12 protein-coding genes are annotated in these 20,214 nt (G+C 65.7%); 4 read left to right on the plus strand and 8 right to left on the minus strand.

What is annotated here, in order from left to right; genetic code table 11:
• Positions 1-89 precede the first annotated feature (89 nt).
• Positions 90-989, plus strand: a complete 900-nt coding sequence (locus ACPEE1_RS19500) for a 5'-nucleotidase (RefSeq protein WP_116924543.1) — start codon at positions 90-92, stop codon at positions 987-989.
• An 87-nt stretch (positions 990-1,076) separates the two neighbouring features.
• On the opposite strand, the gene ACPEE1_RS19505 is transcribed toward ACPEE1_RS19500, so the two are convergent.
• The 4 genes from ACPEE1_RS19505 to ACPEE1_RS19520 all read right to left on the minus strand — a co-directional run bounded on the left by ACPEE1_RS19505 (position 1,077) and on the right by ACPEE1_RS19520 (position 6,852).
• Complete coding sequence (locus ACPEE1_RS19505) at positions 1,077-3,215, minus strand: TonB-dependent receptor domain-containing protein (protein ID WP_116924542.1); 2,139 nt, start codon at positions 3,213-3,215, stop codon at positions 1,077-1,079.
• A gap of 166 nt (positions 3,216-3,381) precedes the next feature.
• The gene (locus tag ACPEE1_RS19510) at positions 3,382-3,834 is read right to left on the minus strand and encodes a hypothetical protein (protein WP_133248055.1); all 453 of its coding nucleotides are present in this window, start codon (positions 3,832-3,834) and stop codon (positions 3,382-3,384) included.
• A 171-nt stretch (positions 3,835-4,005) separates the two neighbouring features.
• Positions 4,006-4,479 carry a DUF1854 domain-containing protein gene (locus tag ACPEE1_RS19515; RefSeq protein ID WP_182345009.1) on the minus strand — a complete coding sequence of 158 codons (474 nt, stop codon included), beginning with the start codon at positions 4,477-4,479 and terminating at the stop codon, positions 4,006-4,008.
• A gap of 24 nt (positions 4,480-4,503) precedes the next feature.
• A complete protein-coding gene (locus ACPEE1_RS19520; protein WP_182345008.1) occupies positions 4,504-6,852 on the minus strand; it encodes an ABC transporter ATP-binding protein in 2,349 nt (782 codons plus the stop codon).
• A 224-nt stretch (positions 6,853-7,076) separates the two neighbouring features.
• Here ACPEE1_RS19520 and cphA (ACPEE1_RS19525) point away from each other — a divergent pair, with 224 nt between their 5' ends.
• The 3 genes from cphA (ACPEE1_RS19525) to ACPEE1_RS19535 all read left to right on the plus strand — a co-directional run bounded on the left by cphA (ACPEE1_RS19525) (position 7,077) and on the right by ACPEE1_RS19535 (position 12,473).
• Positions 7,077-9,257 carry a cyanophycin synthetase gene (cphA, locus tag ACPEE1_RS19525; protein WP_182345007.1) on the plus strand — a complete coding sequence of 727 codons (2,181 nt, stop codon included), beginning with the start codon at positions 7,077-7,079 and terminating at the stop codon, positions 9,255-9,257.
• A 79-nt stretch (positions 9,258-9,336) separates the two neighbouring features.
• Positions 9,337-11,919 (plus strand): cyanophycin synthetase, encoded by a 2,583-nt coding sequence (cphA, locus tag ACPEE1_RS19530; protein ID WP_116924538.1) that lies wholly within the window; start codon positions 9,337-9,339, stop codon positions 11,917-11,919.
• Positions 11,920-11,984: 65 nt separating this feature from the next.
• Positions 11,985-12,473, plus strand: coding sequence for a CreA family protein (locus ACPEE1_RS19535; protein ID WP_021025503.1), 489 nt, complete (start codon positions 11,985-11,987; stop codon positions 12,471-12,473).
• Between the two features lie 818 nt (positions 12,474-13,291).
• Here the strand turns inward: ACPEE1_RS19535 and cobA are convergent.
• From cobA to nirB, 4 genes are read right to left on the minus strand one after another with little or no spacing between them, the layout of a single operon-like run.
• The gene (cobA, locus tag ACPEE1_RS19540) at positions 13,292-14,098 is read right to left on the minus strand and encodes a uroporphyrinogen-III C-methyltransferase (protein WP_116924537.1); all 807 of its coding nucleotides are present in this window, start codon (positions 14,096-14,098) and stop codon (positions 13,292-13,294) included.
• A 20-nt stretch (positions 14,099-14,118) separates the two neighbouring features.
• Positions 14,119-16,980 carry a nitrate reductase gene (locus ACPEE1_RS19545; protein ID WP_182345006.1) on the minus strand — a complete coding sequence of 954 codons (2,862 nt, stop codon included), beginning with the start codon at positions 16,978-16,980 and terminating at the stop codon, positions 14,119-14,121.
• 26 nt (positions 16,981-17,006) lie between these two features.
• Positions 17,007-17,435, minus strand: coding sequence for a nitrite reductase small subunit NirD (gene nirD / locus ACPEE1_RS19550; RefSeq protein ID WP_116924886.1), 429 nt, complete (start codon positions 17,433-17,435; stop codon positions 17,007-17,009).
• 23 nt (positions 17,436-17,458) lie between these two features.
• Positions 17,459-19,969 (minus strand): nitrite reductase large subunit NirB, encoded by a 2,511-nt coding sequence (gene nirB, locus ACPEE1_RS19555; protein WP_116924535.1) that lies wholly within the window; start codon positions 19,967-19,969, stop codon positions 17,459-17,461.
• Between the last annotated feature and the right edge of the window lie 245 nt (positions 19,970-20,214).

Raw genomic sequence — 20,214 nt, forward strand, 5'->3', positions numbered from 1 at the left:
GCTGGGCCGTATTAGCCCCTGGAGAAAGTACCTCTGTTGATTGGGAAGACTGCGCTATATTGGCCCTCAGTTCAGCAACAAGGACGGCCATGGCTGCCACTCTCGAAAACAAGCTGGTGGTCGCGATCTCGTCGCGGGCGCTGTTCAACTTTGAAGAAGAAAACCGGGTTTTCGAGCAGGACAAGGACCAGGCCTATGCCCGGCTGCAGCTGCAGCGGCTGGAGACCCCCGCGCCACCCGGGGTGGCGTTCTCGCTGGTGCGCAAGCTGCTGGCTTTCAACAGCGGCACGGCACAGAAGGTCGAGGTGGTGCTGCTCTCGCGCAATGACCCGGTCAGCGGCATGCGGGTGTTCCGCAGCTGCAAGGCCCATGGGCTCCATTCCATCCAGCGGGGCGTGTTCACCCAGGGGCGCGATCCTTTTCGCTACCTCAAGCCGCTGGGCGCGCATTTGTTCCTCTCGGCCAATGCCACCGATGTGCAGCAGGCGCTGCAGCTGGGCTTTCCGGCCGCACGTGTGCTGACCGAATCGGCCCAGGCGCAGGACGGCAACCCCGATGAAGTGCGCATTGCCTTTGACGGCGATGCCGTGCTGTTCTCGGACGAGGCCGAGCGTGTCTTCCAGGCCCAGGGGCTGGATGCGTTCCAGCGCCATGAGATCGAGCATGCCACCCGTCCGCTGCCCGATGGCCCCTTCAAGCCGCTGCTGGCGGCGCTCCACCGGCTGCAGCAAGATACGCAAAGCCAGATGCGCATCCGCACCGCGCTGGTCACCGCCCGCAGCGCCCCCGCGCATGAGCGCGCCATCCGCACCCTGATGGACTGGAACATCGGCGTTGATGAAACCATGTTCTTGGGCGGCCTGGCCAAGGGCGAATTTCTGCGCGAGTTCGAGCCCGATTTCTTCTTTGACGACCAGACGGGCCATGCCACCAGCGCGGCGGCCCATGTGCCGGCCGGCCATGTCAGCAGCGGCATCTCCAACCTCTGATCCGCTCTAGCCACCGCAGACGCAAAAAAGCCGCTGGCTCCTGATCGAGACAGCGGCTTTGGCGTTCAGGCCTGGGTTTTCAGAGGCTTAGAACTGCTTGATAAAGCCCAGAGAAATTGCACGGCCCTGCAGCGGCGCCGCGTTCTTGATGAACGAGGTGTGGACGTACGCCAGCTTGTTGGTCAGGTTGTCCAGCTTCAGGTAAATCTGCCATGGCGTGCCATCGCTGGAGGTCTGGTGGTAGCTCACGCGCCAGTTCAGCATGCCGTAGCCTGGGGTCTCGGTCTCGTAATCGGCCACCTTGTTCTGGCGCTTGACCAGCTGCCACTGCGCTTCGCTCCTCCAGTTGGCCCATTTGCCGGCCACGCGCAAGCCTACGCGGGCGGGAGCCAGGCGCGGGATCTTGCTGCCGTCTTCGAGCTTGGCATGCACCAGGTCACCGGTGGCGCCCACCGTCCAGTTCGCATTGATGCGGTGCTGGATCTGGCCCTCCAGACCGGTGAAGGTGGCGGTCTGCTGCGCATACTGCAGCAGCTGCAGGCCTTCATGCTCATCGACGGTGCGGCCATAGATGTAATTGTTCACGCGGTTGCGGTAGACATTGACCGAGTAGGTCGTGTCGCCCGCAGTGCGCGCAATGCCGATGTCGATATTGCCCGAGCGCTCCTTGCGCAGGTCGGGGTTGCCCAGCTCATAGGTCGAGGTGGCCATGTGCAGGCCGCGTGCATACAGCTCTTCGGCCGTGGGCAGGCGGCTGGCCGAGGTGACATGGGCGCTCAGGCGGTAACCCGGCATAAAGCGCCAGCTGCCGCCCAGCGACACCGAATTGCCCTTGTGCTTGCGCACCAGGCCGTCGTCGTTGGCGTAGACGCTTTGCCAGTCGTGGCGCAGTGCGGCCTCGACACCAAAGTCACCAAAGCGGCGCTCTTCGAGCAGGTAGACGCCCTGGCTTTGCGTGCGGGTCGGCTGCACATAGGCTTCCTCACCGGTGGCGCTGAAGCGGCGCTGCGCGGCCTCAAAGCCGACCAGACCGGTCCAGCCGGCAATCGGTTCATGCAGCACATCGACACGCATGTCATGCGCGCGGTTCTTGAAGCTGGTGGAGATCTCGCCACCCTCGATCTCGTCGTGGTGGTAGCGCGTCACGCCGCCGCGCACACGGATGGCCGACACGCCGGCAAACGGCTGGCGCCACTCGGAGCGCAGGTCATAGCGCTCGCTGTGCATGTCCACCACCGGCACGCCTTCTTCCTCATGGTCATGGTCGTGGTCATGGTCGTCATCCCCATGGTCATGGCCATCATGGCCGCCGCAGTGCAGGTGCAGGCCGTGGGTGTGGCAGCCTTCAAAGCTGTGGTTGTGGCCGGGCAGGCCGTAGCGTGCCTGGGTGCGGGTGTAGGCCAGGCCCACATAGCCGCTGTCGCCTATCCAGGACAGCCCGATGCTGCCGCCGGCATTGCGCGCGCGGCTGCCATCCACCTTGTTGCCCAGGCCCCAGCCGCTGCCCACGCGGTAGTCATCGGCATTGCGGGCCATGCCCTCCACATGCAGGGCAAAGGGGCCCGAACCAGCCGTCAGCGACAAAGCCGTCGCCGCGTCGTTGGCGCCCGTGCCGGCACGTACTTCGACCTGGCCTTCATAGCCCTTCTCGGGCACCTTGGTGGGGATCTTGTTGTCCAGCACATTGACCACGCCGCCAATCGCACCGGCGCCATAGATCAGTGCCGAGGGGCCGCGCAGCACCTCAATCTGCGTGGCCAGCATGGGCTCACTCACCACGGCATGGTCGGGGCTGATCGTCGAGGCATCCTGGATCACCGCGCCATCGTTCAGCACCTTGACCCGCGCACCATCCATGCCGCGAATCACCGGGCGGCTGGCACCGGCACCAAAGTGCGTGGCCTGGATGCCGGGCTCATTGGCCAGGGTCTCGCCCAGGCTGGCACCGCGTTTTTGCACCAGCTCATCGCCTTGCAGCACCGTCACCGGCGTGGTCATGTCGTCGACCGTCCGGTTGGTGCCGCTGGCCGATACCGTCACCTCGGGCAAGGTGGTGGTGTTTGTGGCCGTTGCCGGCGTGCTGCCCTCGGCGTTTTGCGCCAGCGCGGCGCTGCCCAGCAGCAGGCCGATCACGGCGGCTGCGACCGGGCGCAGATCCCGCGCCTGTGGCTTCAAAATTGCTGTGCGCGCCACCAGCGGCTGCGCCTGTTGTGCATGGAAACCCATGGTCTACCCCTCGAAAAGCACATGCATCCAGCGCATGTGCGCGCGCAGCCCAGCACTGCTGGCTGAACCGGCCCGGCGCAGTGGCGCCGGGCAGCTGCGCGAAAAAACAAGACAGACCGGCCTGCGCTGCCCTGCACCATCAAAGGTCAAGGGCTAAGGGGCCGTGTCACTGGAACGAAGAGGGGGAGAGAGAGGGAGGGCCGCGCGCAAAGAACAGCGCCGGGCTTTGGCGCAGCAAGATGGCCAGCACGGTGGGTGCCGCTTCCTGCGCCGCCGCGAGCAACGGAGCCTGCAGCGCATCGCAGAGCAGGCCAGCTCCCAGCGCCATGTGCGAGAAGCCCTGGCAGTCGGCCTCGGAATGCTTGCCAAACAGGTCATGCGCACCATGGCCGGGGCTGACCACGGTATCGCTGCCGTCACGCTCGCCAGCCGATGCCGTGGCCGCAGCCGTCTGCAGCGCGCGGGCATGGAGGTGGCTGATGTCATGGACCTTGCCCAAGAGCGGCAGGCACAGCTGCGCAAAACACAGCCAGCACAGCAGCGCCATCGCCCAGCCACGCAGCGGCCTCGGCGCATGCGCCGAGACAGACAGGGGGTGGAGAGCGCGCAGGGAAGACACAGGCCGGGCAGACAATCAAACCAGTGGCCGCGCAGACGACGGCCACTATTGCAAATGAATTGCATTATGCCTGTAAATGCCAGGCAAAGCAGCACCGAAAGGGACAAGGCCCGCAAAAAGGCAAGGGCCCGCAATTCCAGGCCCCGCACTGCAGCTTGCGGTAGAGGCTGCTTACAAAAAGCGCTCCAGCAGCTTGCGCGACGCCTTGTCGAGGCGGTTGGTATCGGGCAGGCGGTAGTGCACGCCATCGGCCGAGGTGATCAGCAGGTTCTGGCGGCCATGCAGCTTGCGGATGTCTTCTTCGGCCTTCAAGGTCATGTGGACAGGGCCCCGGTCGGTCTCCAGGGTCCAGATGCTGGGGACTGAGAAGGTCGAGACGCTGACGATGCGCTCGATCAGCGGCTGGAACTCGCGCGCGGCCAGGTCTTCGTTGAGCAGTGCGCGGGCCGCCGGGTCCACCGCGTCCATGTCAGCGATCCACAGCACCTCCTTGCCGTCTTCGCCGACCAGGGAGATGCCCAGCGATGGGGCCGACAGCGGAAAGGCGCGCACCGGGTTGACCTGGTGGGGCCTGCCGTCCTTGTCCAGAACCAGGCGGCCAAAGGGATTGCGGCTGAGCGCCAGCGGAGAGGAAATGGTTGTCATGAAAGGGCTTTCCTGGGCTGCTGATCAGCGGTTGTCATCGGACCCGTCCACATGGGACTTGGGCAGGGGCTGCATGTCATAGGTCACGCCCGCAGCGCGCGCGGTGACCACGCCAGCGGCTTCGGCATCTTCCTCGGCGCGGCGCGCCTGCGCCATGTACAGGCGCCAGTAGGCGCCCTCTTGGGCCATCAGCGTGTCATGCGATCCGACTTCGACAATCTCGCCACGGTCCATCACCACCAGGCGGTCGGCCTTGCGCAGGGTCGACAGGCGGTGGGCAATCGCAATCGTCGTGCGGCCTTGCACCAGGTTGTCCAGCGCACGCTGGATTTCCTTTTCGGTCTCGGTATCCACCGCCGAGGTCGCCTCGTCCAGGATCAGGATGCGCGGGTCGATCAGCAGTGCACGTGCAATCGAGATACGCTGGCGCTCACCGCCGGACAGGCCCTGGCCACGCTCGCCAACCAGCGAGTCATAGCCATGGGGCAGGCGCAGGATGAACTCATGCGCATGGGCGGCGCGCGCTGCGGCGACGATCTCTTCGCGCGTCGCATCGGGCTTGCCGTAGGCAATGTTCTCGGCAATGGTGCCAAAGAACAGGAAGGGCTCCTGCAGCACCAGGCCGATATTGCTGCGGTAGTCAGACACGGCGATGCGGCGCACATCGACGCCATCGAGCTGGATCGAGCCGTCGGTCACGTCGTAGAAGCGGCTGATCAGGTTGACCAGGGTGCTTTTGCCCGAGCCGCTGTGGCCCACCAGGCCAATCATCTCGCCGGGGCGGATCTGCAGGTTCAGGTCCTTGATGACGGTGCGGCTGCCATAGCGGAAACCGACGTTCTCCATCGTGATGGCGCCCTGCACCTTGCCCAGCTTGACCGGGTTGACCGGGTCGGGCACGTTGCTGACATGGTCGAGGATGTCGAAGATGCGCTTGGCGCCGGCAGCGGCCTTTTGCGTGACCGACACAATGCGGCTCATCGAATCGAGACGCGTGTAGAAGCGGCCGATGTAGGCGATAAAGGCGGTCAGCACACCGACAGTGATCGAGCCACCGGCCACCAGGTAGATACCAAAGGCCCAGACGATCAAGAGGCCGATTTCGGTCAGCAAGGTGACCGTGGGGGTGAACAGCGACCAGGTCTTGTTGACGCGGTCATTGGCTTCGAGGTTGACCTGGTTGGCAGCGGCAAAGCGGTCGGCCTCGCGCTGCTCCTGCGCAAAGGCCTTGACGACGCGGATACCGGGAATCGTGTCAGCCAGCACATTGGTCACTTCGGACCAGACGCGGTCGATCTTCTCGAAACCGGTGCGCAGCTTGTCGCGCACCGTGTGGATCATCCAGGCGATAAAGGGCAGCGGCACCAGGGTCACCAGGGCCAGCCAGGGGTTGATCGAGAACAGGATCGCCGAGGTCATCACGATCATCAGCACATCGGTCGCGAAATCCAGCGCGTTGAGCGAGAGAAACAGGTTGATGCGGTCGGTTTCGGCGCCGATACGGGCCATCAGGTCACCGGTGCGTTTGCTGCCGTAAAAATCGAGCGAGAGCTTGAGCAGGTGGTTGTAGGTGGTGGTGCGCAGGTTGGCGCCAATGCGCTCGGAGACGCGTGCCAGCACAAAGGTACGCGCCCAGCCCAGCAGCCAGGCGATCAGTGCCGAGACCAGCAGCGCGCCCAGGTAGAAACGCACGAGGCCGGCATCGATCTTCTCGCCGTTCTGGAACGGGATCAGGATCTTGTCCATCAGCGGAATCGTCAGGTACGGCGCCACCAGCTGGGCAGCCGTGGTGCAGAGCGTCAGGACGAAACCCAACAACAATTGCATTTTGTAGGGTTTGGCAAAGCGCCACAGGCGCAGCAGCACCCAGCTCGAGGTCGGTGCATTCTGCTGGCGGGCGCAGGCCGGGCATTCTTCGCTGTCGGGGGGCAGCACGCTGCCGCAGACCGGGCACAGCGAGCGCTCGTCCTCGGCCACTTGGTAGGCCTCGTTGCGCAGCAAGCGCTCACGTTGGCGCTCGAACTGCTGCATCAGGCCCAGCACCGCCGTCTGGTGGCTCAAGGTGATGCGCCACAGGCCCAGGCGCTGCGCGCTGTCATGGAGCTCCAGGCTGCCTACGCCGCCATGGTCAAAAAAACGCAGACTCAAATCGGGCGATAGCGCCCACTCACTCCACTGTTGGGCATCGGGATCAAAGGCCAGAAGGCGTTCAGAAGTCAGTACCACCTGGCCGCTGCCGAAGCGCAAATCCGAGGTCAGGTCAACGGGAGTGACGGCAAGCACGTTTTCCAGGGTGTTGAGCTTGGCTCGCAATTGGGTTCCTAGCGGACCCGCAAAGAATGCTGACGCGTCCGCGGAATGAAGATGTTGCATATGGCGTTTTTTCTCTCCGCACGGGGCGGTGGCAGTGGTCCGGTGAACAACCGCATATTATTGTGGCGAACGGCGGCATGGGTCGCCCCGCCCTCATCTGTCTTTAACGTCTGACAGCCCCAATAGGCTGACAGCGATTAATCTGCCTCATTTGGGCGCACAATGCTTTCCCATCTACGGCGATTCCCCCCGGAATTGTTACTTATGTTTATCCGTTGATCGATATGGCGAAATTCAATACCATCCAACTCTTGCGCACCACGTTTTTGCGCGGCCCCAGCGTCTGGACTTACCGCCCCGTACTGGAGGTCTGGCTGGACCTTGGAGAGTTGGAGGACTATCCCTCGAACAAGATCCCCGGGCTGAACGAGCGTCTCACCACCTGGCTGCCCGACCTGATCGAGCACACCTGCGGCGTCGGTGAACGCGGCGGTTTCATCCAGCGCCTCGAAGGCGGCACCTGGATGGGCCATGTGATGGAGCACGTGATCATCGAGCTGCTCAACCTGGCGGGCATGCCGGCCGAATTTGGCCAGACGCGCGAGATCTCCAAGCGCGGCGTCTACCGCATGGTGTTCCGCTGCCCCGAAGAGGCCGTGGCCCGCGTCGCGCTGGAGCATGGCCACCAGCTGCTGATGGCCGCGATCAACGACGAGCCCTACGACATCAAGCCGGCGGTCCATGCGATCAAGACGGCGATCAATGACCGCTACCTCGGCCCCTCGACCGGCTGCATCGTCGATGCCGCCAGCGAGCGCCGCATTCCCCATATCCGCCTCAACGATGGCAACCTGGTGCAGCTGGGCTATGGCGCTGCGCAGCGCCGTATCTGGACGGCCGAGTCAGACCAGACCAGCGCGATTGCCGAAGGCATTGCCCAGGACAAGGATTTCACCAAGCGCCTGCTGACCGCCTGCGGCGTGCCGGTGCCCGAAGGCCAGATCGTGGCCACCGCCGAAGAAGCCTGGGAAGTGGCCCAGGAAATCGGCTTCCCCGTCACCGTCAAGCCGTCTGACGGCAATCATGCCCGGGGCGTGACCCTGGAGCTGTCGCAAGAGGCCGATATCAAGGCCGCGTTTGCGCTGGCCCAGCCCGAAGGCTCGGACGTCATCGTCGAGAAGTTCATTGACGGCGTCGAGCACCGCCTGCTGGTGGTGGGCGACAAGGTGGTCGCGGCCACCAAGGGTGAGACCGTCAGCGTCTACGGCAATGGCAAGGCCACCTTGCGCGAGCTGGTGGCTGTGCTCAACGAAGACCCCCGCCGAGGCCCCGAGCAGGAGTACCCGCTCGACTGGATCAAGCTCGAAGCCGGCGCCGTCAAGCTCGAACTCAACCGCCAGCATGTCACGCCCGATTCGGTCATTCCGCAAGGCCAGGGCGTGCTGCTGCAACGCAATGGCAACATGGCCATCGACTGCCTTGATGACGTGCACCCGGATGTGGCCTACTACGCGGTGCTGGCGGCCAAGATCGTCGGCCTGGACATCGCCGGCATGGACATGATCCTGAAGGACGTCTCCCAGCCGATGCAAGGCCAGGGCGCGATTCTCGAAGTCAACGCTGGCCCGGGCCTGTTGATGCACCTCAAGCCCACCAGCGGCGCGCCGCGCCCGGTCGGCATGGCCATTGCCGACCACCTCTTCCCGCGCGAAGAAGGTGCCGGCGCGGGCCGTATCCCGATCGTCGGCATTGTCGGCACGCAGAACAATGCGTTCATCGCGCGCCTCGTAGGCTGGCTGCTGCAGCTGTCGGGCAAGCTCACCGGCGTGGCCAGCGACGAGGGCATGTTCCTGTCCAACCGCCAGACCCAGAAGACCAATACCGCCAACTGGGCCGGCGCCCATCGCCTGCTGACCAACCGCCTGGCGCAGGCTGCGGTGATCCAGACGACGGCCCGTTCCATCCTGGAAGAAGGCCTGGCCTACGACCGCTGCCTGGTCGGTGTGGTGACCGATATGCAAGGCTTTGAGAGCCTGGCGGACCACGATGTGCTCGAAGCCGGCCAGATGCGCCGCGTGATGCGCACCCAGATCGATGTGGTGCTGAGCGATGGCGCCGGCGTGCTCAATGCCGACCTGCCCGAAGTGGCCGATCTGGCCGAGCTGTGCGACGGCGAAGTGGTGCTGTACACCACCGATGCGAACAACGAAGCCGTGGCCACCCACCGCGCCAACACCGAAGCCCAGCACGAAGGCGGCCGCGCCGTTCTCATCAAGGGCAACAATGTGGTGCTGGCCACCGGCGCGCAAGAGCGCGTGCTGGGAACCCTCGATGCGCTGAGCCTGCCGGGTGGCAAGAAGCCCGACACCTCGGCCCTGCTTGCCGCCATCGCCACGGCCTGGGCGCTGGATATCACCCCCGATCTGATCGGCGCCGGTATCAAGACCTTCGAGTACAACGCCTGATACGCCGGACACGGCTCTCCACGACGACAAGCATGCACGGCCCGCTGATTCAGCGGGCCCTCCATCTGAAAGAAACACTATGCAGCTCTCCCGCACCCGTGCCTTGCGTGGCCCCAACCTCTGGACCCGCAGCACCGCCATCGAGACCATCGTGCGCTGTGAAGACAGCGAACAGCGCTACAGCACCATCCCTGGTTTTGAAGAAAAACTGCGTGCGCGCTTCCCCAATATCGCCCCGCTTCAGCCCCATGGCGCCGACCAGGCGCTGTCGCTCGCGCATGTGCTCGAAATCGCCGCGCTGTCGCTGCAGGCGCAGGCCGGCTGCCCGGTCACCTTCAGCCGCACCCATGTAACCACTGAGCCCGGCACCTACCAGGTTGTCGTCGAATACACCGAAGAAGCGGTGGGCAAGCTGGCGATGGAAAAGGCCGAAGCGCTGATCCAGGCCACCTTGAACGACAGCCCCTTCGATGCCGACGCCGCCATTGCGGCGCTGCGCGAGTTGGATGAAGACGAGCGCATCGGTCCCTCGACCGGCGCCATCGTCGATGCCGCTGTCGCTCGGGGCATCCCGTTTCGCCGTTTGACCAGCGGCTCGCTGGTGCAGCTGGGCTGGGGCTCCAAGGCGCGCCGCTTCCAGGCGGCCGAGATCGACTCGACCAGCGCCGTGGCCGAATCCATTGCGCAGGACAAGGACCTGACCAAGCGCCTGCTGCATGCCGCCGGCGTGCCCGTGCCCATGGGCCGCCCCGTGGCCGATGTGGAAGAGGCCTGGCGAGTGGCGCTGGAAGTGGGCCTGCCCGTCGTGGTCAAGCCCCAGGACGGCAACCAGGGCAAGGGCGTGGTGGTCAACATCACCACCCGCGAAGGCCTGGAAGCGGCCTACAAGACGGCCAGCGAATTTGGCGACGAGATCATGGTCGAGCGCTTTTTGCCCGGCCACGACTTCCGCCTGCTGGTGGTGGGCGGCCAACTGGTCGCCGCGGCCCGCCGCGAGCCGCCCCAGGTGCTGGGCGACGGCCAGCACACCATCCGCGAGCTGGTGAACCTGGTCAACCAGGACCCGCGCCGGGGCACCGGCCACGGCACGGCGCTCACCAAGATCCGCCTCGATGACATCGCCATCGCCCGCATTGCCAGCGAAGGCATGACCCCCGACAGCGTGCCCGGCCAGGGCCAGCGCGTGGTGCTGCGCAACAATGCCAACCTGTCCACTGGCGGCAGCGCCACCGATGTGACCGATGACGTGCACCCCGAAATTGCCGCCCGCGCGATCGAAGCGGCCCAGACCATTGGCCTGCACATCTGCGGCGTGGACGTGGTTTGCGAGACCATGCTCAAGCCGCTCGAAGAGCAAAGTGGCGGCATTGTCGAAGTCAACGCCGCCCCTGGCCTGCGCATGCACCTGGCGCCTTCGTTCGGCAAGCCGCGCCATGTCGGCGTGCCGATGGTTGACGAGATGTTCAGCGCCGGCAACGACGGCCGCATCCCGCTCGTCGCCGTGACCGGCACCAATGGCAAGACCACGACCACCCGCGTCATCGCCCATCTGTTCACCTCGCACGGCTGGCGCACCGCGATGACCAACACCGATGGCGTCTACGTCAACGGCCGCCAGATCGACAGCGGCGACTGCTCGGGCCCGCGCAGCGCGCGCAACGCCCTGGCCCACCCCGAGACCGATGCGGCCGTGCTCGAATGCGCACGCGGCGGCATTCTGCGCGAAGGCCTGGGTTTTGACCGCTGCCAGGTGGCCGTGGTCACCAACGTCGGCGAAGGCGACCACCTGGGTCTGAACTTCATCACCACCAAGGAAGATGTGGGGGTCTTGAAGCGCGTGATCGTGCAGAACGTCGCCCCCACTGGCTACGCCGTGCTCAACGCCGCCGACCCGCTGGTCGCCGCGATGGCCCATGTCTGCCCCGGCAAGGTGATCTTCTTTGCCGCTGACCGTCACCACCCCGTGATGGCCACGCACCGCGCCCAAGGCAGCCGCGTGGTGTATGTCGATGGCGACAGCATCGTGGCCGCCGAAGGCTCCTGGCGCGAGTCGATCCCGCTGCGCGAGATCCCGATCACCCGCAATGGCGCGATCACCTTCCAGGTCGAGAACGTCATGGCCTCGATTGGCGCCGCCTGGGCCGCCGGCCTGCCCTGGCAGACCATCCGCCGAGGCCTCGCCGGCTTTGTCAATGACAGCGACAACGCCCCGGGCCGCTTCAATGTGATGGACTACCGCGGTGCGACGATCATTGCCGACTATGGCCACAACCCGGATGCCATCCGCGCGCTGATCCAGGCCGTGGAAGCCATGCCCGCCAACAAGCGCAGCGTGGTCATCAGCGGCGCCGGCGACCGCCGCGACGAAGACATCCGCGTGCAGACCGAGATGCTGGGCGAGGCCTTTGACGATGTGATCCTCTACCAGGATGCCGCCCAGCGCGGCCGCGCCGACGGCGAAGTCATCGCGCTGCTGCGCCAGGGCCTGCAAGGCGCCAGCCGCACCAGCTACGTGACCGATATCCACGGCGAGTTCATCGCCATCGACCACGCGCTCGCACGCCTGCAACCGGGCGACCTCTGCCTGGTGCTGGTCGACCAGGTCGAAGAAGCGCTCGAGCACCTGCAGCGCCACGTGGCCCAAGCCGCCGCTCAGGCCTGATCCGGACCCCGCATGCACCGGCCAGCGCGCCGGTGCAGCCCTCTCTTCTTTTTCGGACGCCCTCCATGCTGATCACCTCTTCCTGGCGCCGCACCCTCGCCGCCGCAGGCTGCCTGGCCGCCACCGCCGCCTGGGCCCAACCGGACACCATCGGCTCGGTGGACACGGTGTTCAAGTTCATCGGCCCCGACCACAAGATCGTTGTCGAGGCCTATGACGACCCTTTGGTCAAGGGCGTGACCTGCTATGTCTCCCGCGCCCGCACGGGCGGCGTCAAGGGCGCACTGGGCCTGGCAGAAGACCGCTCCGAAGCCTCGATTGCCTGTGTGCAGGCCGGGCCGATCAGTATCGACAAGCCTTTGAAGCAGCAGGAGGAGGTGTTCAGCGAGCGCACTTCGCTGCTGTTCAAGCGGTTGCGGGTGGTGCGCATGGTGGATGCGGCGCGCAATACCTTGGTGTACATGACGTATTCGGACAAGGTCATTGAGGGCTCGCCGCAGAACAGTGTGACGGCGGTGGCGGTGCCTGCTTCTACGGTTATTCCGGTCAAGTGACCGGTACCTGCTCTGCGCTTATTTAATTTTCAGTTTTACTAGTGGCGCAGAGCTGCTAGCTCTTTGTTAACAGCGCCTAATCGTGGGCGCTGTTTGCTACTGGCGTAGGGCTGCTGGCCGGATTTCGCCCGGCGAGCGAGGTACTTTTCTTGGCGACCAAGAAAAGTACCCAAAAGAAGGTCGCCCCTGCTGCTTGCGACCCTTCGCTTTGCGAAGGGCAACCTGTGTCGTGGCGTTTGCGGGGTGTGCCGCGAAACTCACTACGCGCCGTAGGCGCTCCGTTCGAACAGACGCGGCAAGCTAGTTGACGAAGCGCTGGCACTCTTCGGTGCCAGCGCCACCCCGCAAACACCACGCCCCAGGCGCATGCAAAAGGGGAATGCGAACACCCCAACAGCCAAATACCAATGGGCCATCGCTACGCTCGGCCCCCAAACAGGCCGAGCGCAGCGATGGCCTGAAGGCTGTTGGCTGTCCATCACCCCTTTTGCCAGCGCCGAGGAGACCAGAGCATGGGGTGGTTTGGCTGCCGAAGAGCAGCCAAACTTCGTGAACTGACTTGCGGCCGCTGTTTGAACGGAGCGCCTTGGCGCGTAGTGAGTTCGGCCGCACACCCCATGCTCTGGTCCCCGCAGGTTGCCCCCAAAGATTCGCTACGCGAAGCTTTGGGGGTCGCTGGCAGCAGGGGCAGCCTTCTTTTGGGTACTTTTCTTGGCTGAGCAAGAAAAGTACCTCGCCCGCCGGGGCGAGACCCGGCCAGCTGCCCTACGCCAGTAGTAACCAGAGCCAATAAACAAGCGCTGCCGAAAAACAAAAAATCAAGCCTGCCGCTCAAGAGGCTCAACCAACCCTTGCCACAACAGACTGGCATCCGCCAACCCAGCCACCCGACCAATCACCATCATGCAAGGACTCCCCAACCCACTCCCCTGCAAACAACTCACCAAACAAGACAAGGACGTCAACACCGCCCGCTGACTCGGCAAACTGGCGTTCTGCACCAAGGCCACCGGCGTATCCCGCGCCAGGCCACCGGCCAGCAAGCCCGCTTCGATCAAAGGAGCTGCCGCCACCCCCATGTACACCACCAAGCTAAGAGACATCGCCTCTGCCGTCGCCCCCAGCTGCCGCCAATCCAGAGGCGCGCCACCGGGCTTGGCATGGCCGGTCACAAAGACCACGCCGTGGGCATAGTCGCGGTGGGTCAGCGGCACACCCAGGCTGGTGGCGGCAGCCAGGCCCGAGGTGATGCCGTTGATGACTTCCACCTGCACCCCCTGGGCCTGCAGGTGCGCGACCTCCTCACCGCCCCGGCCAAAGATAAAGGGGTCGCCCCCTTTGAGGCGCACCACCGTCTCGCCCTGGCGGGCGGCCATCACCATCAGCTTTTCGATAAAAGCCTGCGAGGTGCTGGCCCGGCCGCCGCGCTTGCCCACATAGATGGTGCGGGTGGCAGCCGGTGCCAGCGCCACGATGTCGGCGGAGACCAGGTCATCCACCAGCAGCAAGGTGGCCGCCTGGATCGCGCGCCAGGCGCGCAGCGTCAGCAGCTCGGGGTCGCCGGGGCCGGCTCCTACCAGGTAGCAGCGGCCGGCGACAAAGGGAGTGGTGGCAATGGCATGCATGGCAAGACCTTTCAAGAGCATCAAACAGAAGGCGCCAATGCGGCTGGGGCCACGCGCTGCACCAGCTGCTTGAGTTGGGGAATGCAGGAGCCGCAGCGTGTGCCGCAGCCCAGCGTGTTTTTGAGCTGCAGCAGGCGCTGCTCCGGCGCGCCATCCATCGTGGCCAGGGCCTCGCCAATGGCGGCCTCGTCCACATTCATGCAGGCGCAGACCTGGCGCGCACGGGTCGGCAAAGCAGCTGGCGCCTGGCTGCCCGAGGCCAACAGCAGGCGGCCAAAGCTGCGCGTGGGTTGCTCATCGCGCAGCACCGGCGCCAGCCACTGGCCGGCACTGGCATCGCCGCAGAGCAAAAAGGCCTGCAGCACCGGCTCGCCCGCCTGCTCGCCCATGGCGATGGCGCGGCTGCACTGGCGCTGCGCATCAGCATAGCGCAGGGTCTGCGGGCCATCGAGCTGCAGCAGCTGCTGCAAACGCGCCAGCAAGGCCGCCGGCGGCGCCTGGCGCGCAGCAGCGCGGAACTGCACGCCATTGCGCCCCTGACCGGCAGCGCCATCGAGCGGCACGGCCCGGCCAAACAGCACGCTGCTGGCAAAGTCAAACTCGCCCATCAAGGCCGCCAGCGCCTGGCGCGTGGCCAGCACCTGGCGGTCATCGAGCCAGGCCATGCCCAGGCACTGCCAGGGCAGCTCGGCTTTTTCCAGCTGCACCGCCACATGCTTCAACTCGGGCTGCTTGGAGCGCGGGCAGCGCTCGGGTGTGGTCAGTGCATTCACCCCTGCCAGGCGCTGGCCGTCCACCGTGCTGCCGCTCAGGTGCATGCTGCCCCAGTGCATCGGCAGATTCAGCTGCGCGGGCTGCAGGCCGGCATCGGCTTGCACCGGCACCACCAGGCTGCCGTAGCGGCTGTGCAGCTGCACCAGGTCGCCGTCATGCAGCTGCAGCCGGCACATGTCCTGCGGGTGGGCCTGCACGCTGGGCTCGCTGGCCTGAGCAAACAGGCGGCCGAGCTGACCGGTGCGGCTCATGCCATGCCACTGGTCACGCAGCCGGCTCGTGTTGAGGCTGAAGGGGAACTGCGCATCGCGCGGCACCGCCACCGGCTTCCAGGGCTGGGCATCAAAGCGCGCGCGGCCATCGCCGGTGGCAAACCGGCCATCGCTGTAGAGGCGCTGGCGCCCTTGGGCCGCGCCGCTGGGCAGCGGCCACTGCTGCGGGCCTTGCGCTTCCAGCAGCGCCCAGCTCAGGCCCGTGATGTCCAGGTCGCGCCCGCGCGTGCTGTCGCGGTGCTCCATCCAGATGGCTTCGCAGCCGCGCTCGGCCTGCTCGGTGTCATAGGCAAACAGGCTGGGGCGGCCAGGGCGCAGATGGCGCTCGAGCCGCTGGGCAAGCTGCACGCCAATCTGCCAGTCATGGCGCGCCTGGCCGGGCGCGGCCACCGCAGCGCGCACCCGCGATATGCGGCGATCGCTGTTGGTGACCGTGCCCAGTTTCTCGCCCCAGGTGGTGGCGGGCAGCAGCCAGTCGGCGTAGGCCGTCGTCTCGGTCTGGGCAAAGGCCTCCTGCACCACCACCAGCTCGGCCCGCTCCAGCGCACGGCGCACCATGGCCTGCTCGGGCAGGCTTTGCGCCGGGTTGGTGCAGGCAATCCACAAGGCCTTGATCTGGCCATCGGCTGCGGCCTCGAACATTTCCAGCGCCGATTTGCCTGGCAGCGCCGGCACCGCATCCACGCCCCAGTGCTGGGCCACCTCGGCCCGGTGCTGCGGGTTGGCCATGTCGCGGTGGGCGCTGAGCAGGTTGGACAGGCCGCCCACCTCGCGCCCGCCCATCGCATTGGGCTGGCCGGTCAAGGACAAGGGGCCGGCGCCGGGCTTGCCGATCTGGCCGGTGGCCAGGTGCAGGTTGATCAGCGCCGCATTGTTGGCCGTGCCGCTGCTGCTTTGGTTGAGCCCCTGGCAGTACAGGCTGAGCGTGGGCTGGCGCTCGCTATTGCTGCCCGGCGCATCGGCCCCGCCCCAGGCCAACCATTGGGCGGCCAGGTAGAGATCTGCCAGCGCCAGGCCGCAGACCTGGGCCACGCGTTCCGGCGTCGCTTCGCGCACGATCGCATGCAGCTGCGCAAAGCCGCTGGTGTGCGCATCGACAAAGGCCGCATCGGCCCAGCCCTGGGCCAGCATGATGTGCAAGAGGCCGTGGCAGAGCATCACATCGGTGCCCGGCTGCAAGGCCAGGTGCAGATCGGCCAGCTCGGCGGTCTCGGTGCGGCGCGGGTCAACAACGATGATCTTGCGCTCGGGATGGCGCGCCTTGGCCTCTTCCACGCGCCGGAACAGGATCGGGTGCGCCCAGGCCATATTGCTGCCGCTGATGAACAGGCAGCCGGCCAGGTCGATGTCTTCGTAGCAGGCCGGTGGCGCATCCGCGCCCAGGGTGGCCTTGTAGCCGGCCACCGCACTGCTCATGCACAGGCGCGAGTTGGTGTCCAGGTTGTTGGTGCCCAGCAAGCCTTTGACCAGCTTGTTGAACACATAGTAGTCCTCGGTCAGCAACTGGCCGCTCAGGTAAAAGCCCAGCGCATCGGGGCCATGGTCGGCGCGGATCTGCAGCAGCTGGGCAGCCAGGCTGTCCAGCGCCGTGTCCCAGCTGCGGGCCTCGGGTGCGGCGCCGCGCTGCAGGCGCTGCATCGGCTGCAGCAAGCGGCTTTGCCGCGCCAGCGCGGGCGCTGCCGTCAGGTGCAGGCTGCTGCCCTTGGTGCAGAGCTTGCCCAGGTTGGCAGGGTGCGCCGGGTCGCCGCGCACGGCGGTGATCTGCTGGCCGTCGGACGTGATGATCACGCCGCAGCCCACGCCGCAATAGGGACAGGTCGATCGGGTCTCTTGCATGGGCGGCTCCGTCCGGTGGGGCAGCCTTAAGCGGCCACGGAGGATGGCGACGGGCTGCAACTGGAGGCGGCAGAACCGCAGCGCCCCAGGCCCACCGGCCCTGCTACAGGCCGGGTCTGCGCCAGCGCATGCCCGGCCAGCTCATCGGCGCGCAGCTGTACCGCGCTGCCCTCCAGCCGTACCGCAAAGCGCGGGGTACAGCCCTCATCGGGGGCAGCGGCCTCGCCGGTGGCCAGTGCAATCGTCCAGTTGTGCAAGGGGCAGGCCACGCTGCTGCCAAACACCAGGCCTTGCGACAAGGGCCCGCCTTTGTGCGGGCAGCGGTCGAGCAGCGCAAACACCTCGCCGCTGGCGGTGCGGAATACCGCCACATCCAGGCCCTGGGCGCGGGCGACGCGGCGGGCGCCCAGCACCGGAATCTCATCGATGGCGCAGATGGTGATCCATTCATTCATGTCGGTCTCCTGGTGGCGCAGCATCATGCGCCGGCGGTGGTGAGGGGTGAGGAAAGGGCTGGCAGCGCAGGCGTAGCCTGCAGTGGGGGCAGCACCGGCAGCGGCTGGAACTGGCGCAGATCCACAGCCGCCTTGTCGGTCTCGAACCAGGGGTCGGGCTCGCCTTCCAGCGCCTGCTGCAGCTGGGCCCACAGCGCCTGGCGGCCAGCGGCATCGTCCAGGATGCGGCGCTTGACATGGTCGAGCCCCACGCGGCTCACGTAGTGCACCGTGCGCTCCAGGTACCAGCCCTCCAGCCGGTACAGCTGCATGAAGGCGCCGGTGTACTCCAGCACCTCCTCGGCGGTCTTGAGCTTGGTGAGAAAGTGCGCCACCTCGGTCTTGATGCCGCCGTTCCCCGCGATGTACATCTCCCAGCCCGAATCCACGCCGATGATGCCGACATCCTTGATGCCCGATTCGGCGCAGTTGCGCGGGCAGCCGCTGACGGCAAACTTCACCTTGTGCGGCGCATACATGCGCCACATCGCGCGTTCGAGGTCCTTGCCCATCTGCGTGCTGTCCTGCGTGCCCATGCGGCACCACTCGCTGCCCACACAGGTCTTGACGGTGCGCAGCGCCTTGGCATAGGCATGGCCGCAGGGCATGCCTATGTCGTTCCACACCCCTTGCAGGTCTTCCTTTTTCACGCCCAGCAGGTCAATGCGCTGGCCGCCGGTCACCTTCACGGTGGGGATCTGGTACTTGTCCACCACATCGGCAATGCGGCGCAGCTCGGCGGCCGTGGTCTCGCCCCCCCACATGCGCGGGATCACGCTGTAGGTGCCGTCCTTTTGGATATTGGCGTGGCTGCGCTCATTGATAAAGCGGCTTTGCGGATCATCGCGCGCCTCCTTGGGCCAGGTGCTGATCAGGTAGTAGTTGATGGCCGGGCGGCAGCTGGCGCAGCCATTGGGCGTCTTCCATTCCATAAAGCGAAAGACGCTGTCAGTCGTCAGCAGCCGGTGCTCGCGGATCGCATCGCGCACCGCCTGGTGGCCGTGCTCCGTGCAGCTGCACATCGGTTTGGTCTTGGGCGATGCCGAATAGTCGCCACCGACGGTGAACATGATGATCTGCTCTACGAGGCCGGTGCAGGAGCCGCAGCTGGCACTGGCCTTGGTGTGCTTGCGCACCTCGTCCAGGGTGAACAGGCCCTTGTCCTTGATGGCCTTGCAGATGGCACCCTTGCTCACGCCATTGCAGCCGCAGACCTCGTCGCCATCGGCCAGTGCGACGGCCTTGTTCTGGCCCTGGTGGCCGGCATCGCCCAGGTTGGATTCGCCAAACATCAGCTTGTCGCGGATATCGGCCACGCTGCGGCCTTCGCGCAGCAGCTTGAAGTACCAGCTGCCATCGACCGTGTCGCCATAGAGGCACGCGCCCACCAGCCGGTCTTCCTTGATCACCAGCTTTTTATAGACGCCTGAGTAGGGGTCGCTCAGCACGATCTGCTCGGTGCCCTCCCCGCCCTGAAAATCCCCGGCCGAGAACAGGTCAATGCCGGTGACCTTGAGCTTGGTGGAGGTGAGCGAGCCCTGGTAGCGGCCAATGCCCATCTCGGCCAGGTGGTTGGCCAGCACCTTGCCCTGCTCAAACAAAGGCGCCACCAGCCCGTAGGCAATGCCCCGGTGCGCCGCGCACTCGCCCACCGCATAGATGCGCGGGTCGGTGATGGTCTGCATGGTGTCGCTGACGACAATGCCCCGGTTCACATGCAGGTGCATGGCCTCGGCCAGCGCCGTGTTGGGGCGGATGCCGACGGCCATCACCACCAGATCGGCGTCGATCTCGCGGCCATCGGCAAAGCGCAGCGCGCGCACCCGGCCTTCGGCATTGCCCAGCAGCTCCTGCGTCTGCGCCTGCATGAAAAACTGCATGCCCCGCTCGATCAGCGATTTCTTCAGCAGCTGCCCAGCCTGATCATCGAGCTGGCGCTCCATCAGCCACTCACCGGCATGCACCACCGCCACCTGCATGCCGCGCTTCATCAGGCCGTTGGCCGCTTCCAGCCCGAGCAGGCCGCCGCCAATGACCACTGCATGGCGCCAGTGCTGGGCCGCATCGATCATCGCCTGGGTATCGGCAATATCGCGGTAGGCCAGCACGCCCTGCAGCTCCTTGCCGGCAATGGGCAGCATGAAGGGGTTGGAGCCGGTCGCCAGAATCAGCCGGTCGTAGTCGGCCGTCACCGCCTCACCATCGGCATTGCGGGCATGCACCACGCGGCGGGCGCGGTCCACCGCATGCACCGTGCAGCCGGCATGCAGGCGCACGCCATGCGTCTCGTACCAGCGCCAGTCGTTGAGCACGATGTCATCCAGGGTCTGCTCGCCCGCAAGCACTGGCGACAGCAGGATGCGGTTGTAGTTGGGGTGGGGCTCTGCGCCAAATACCGTTATCTCGTACAGATCCGGCGCCAGCGCCAGCAGCTCTTCGAGCGCACGCACACCCGCCATACCGTTGCCAACCATGACCAACTTGATTTTTTTCATAGCGTTTCCCGTGGGCAGCACAAAAAAAAAGACGTCTAGGCGCCGCATGCCAGGCATGCGCGCATAGACGTCTTTGTCTTTGGACGGCAGCGCCACTGTGCACCGCCACCCGGTGGCCGCCATGGCCACGCCAAGGACTATGCAAGTTCCATACCAAGTTGACATGCGGGGAGCGCCCAGCAGCCGAACTCAGCGCTGCACATTTTTTGTGCGGCTCAGGCGCCGCCTCGCCTCATTTGCGTGCA

It is taken from the genome of Comamonas sp. 23 (genome assembly GCF_049601575.1).
In the GTDB taxonomy this organism is placed as follows: domain Bacteria; phylum Pseudomonadota; class Gammaproteobacteria; order Burkholderiales; family Burkholderiaceae_C; genus Comamonas; species Comamonas squillarum.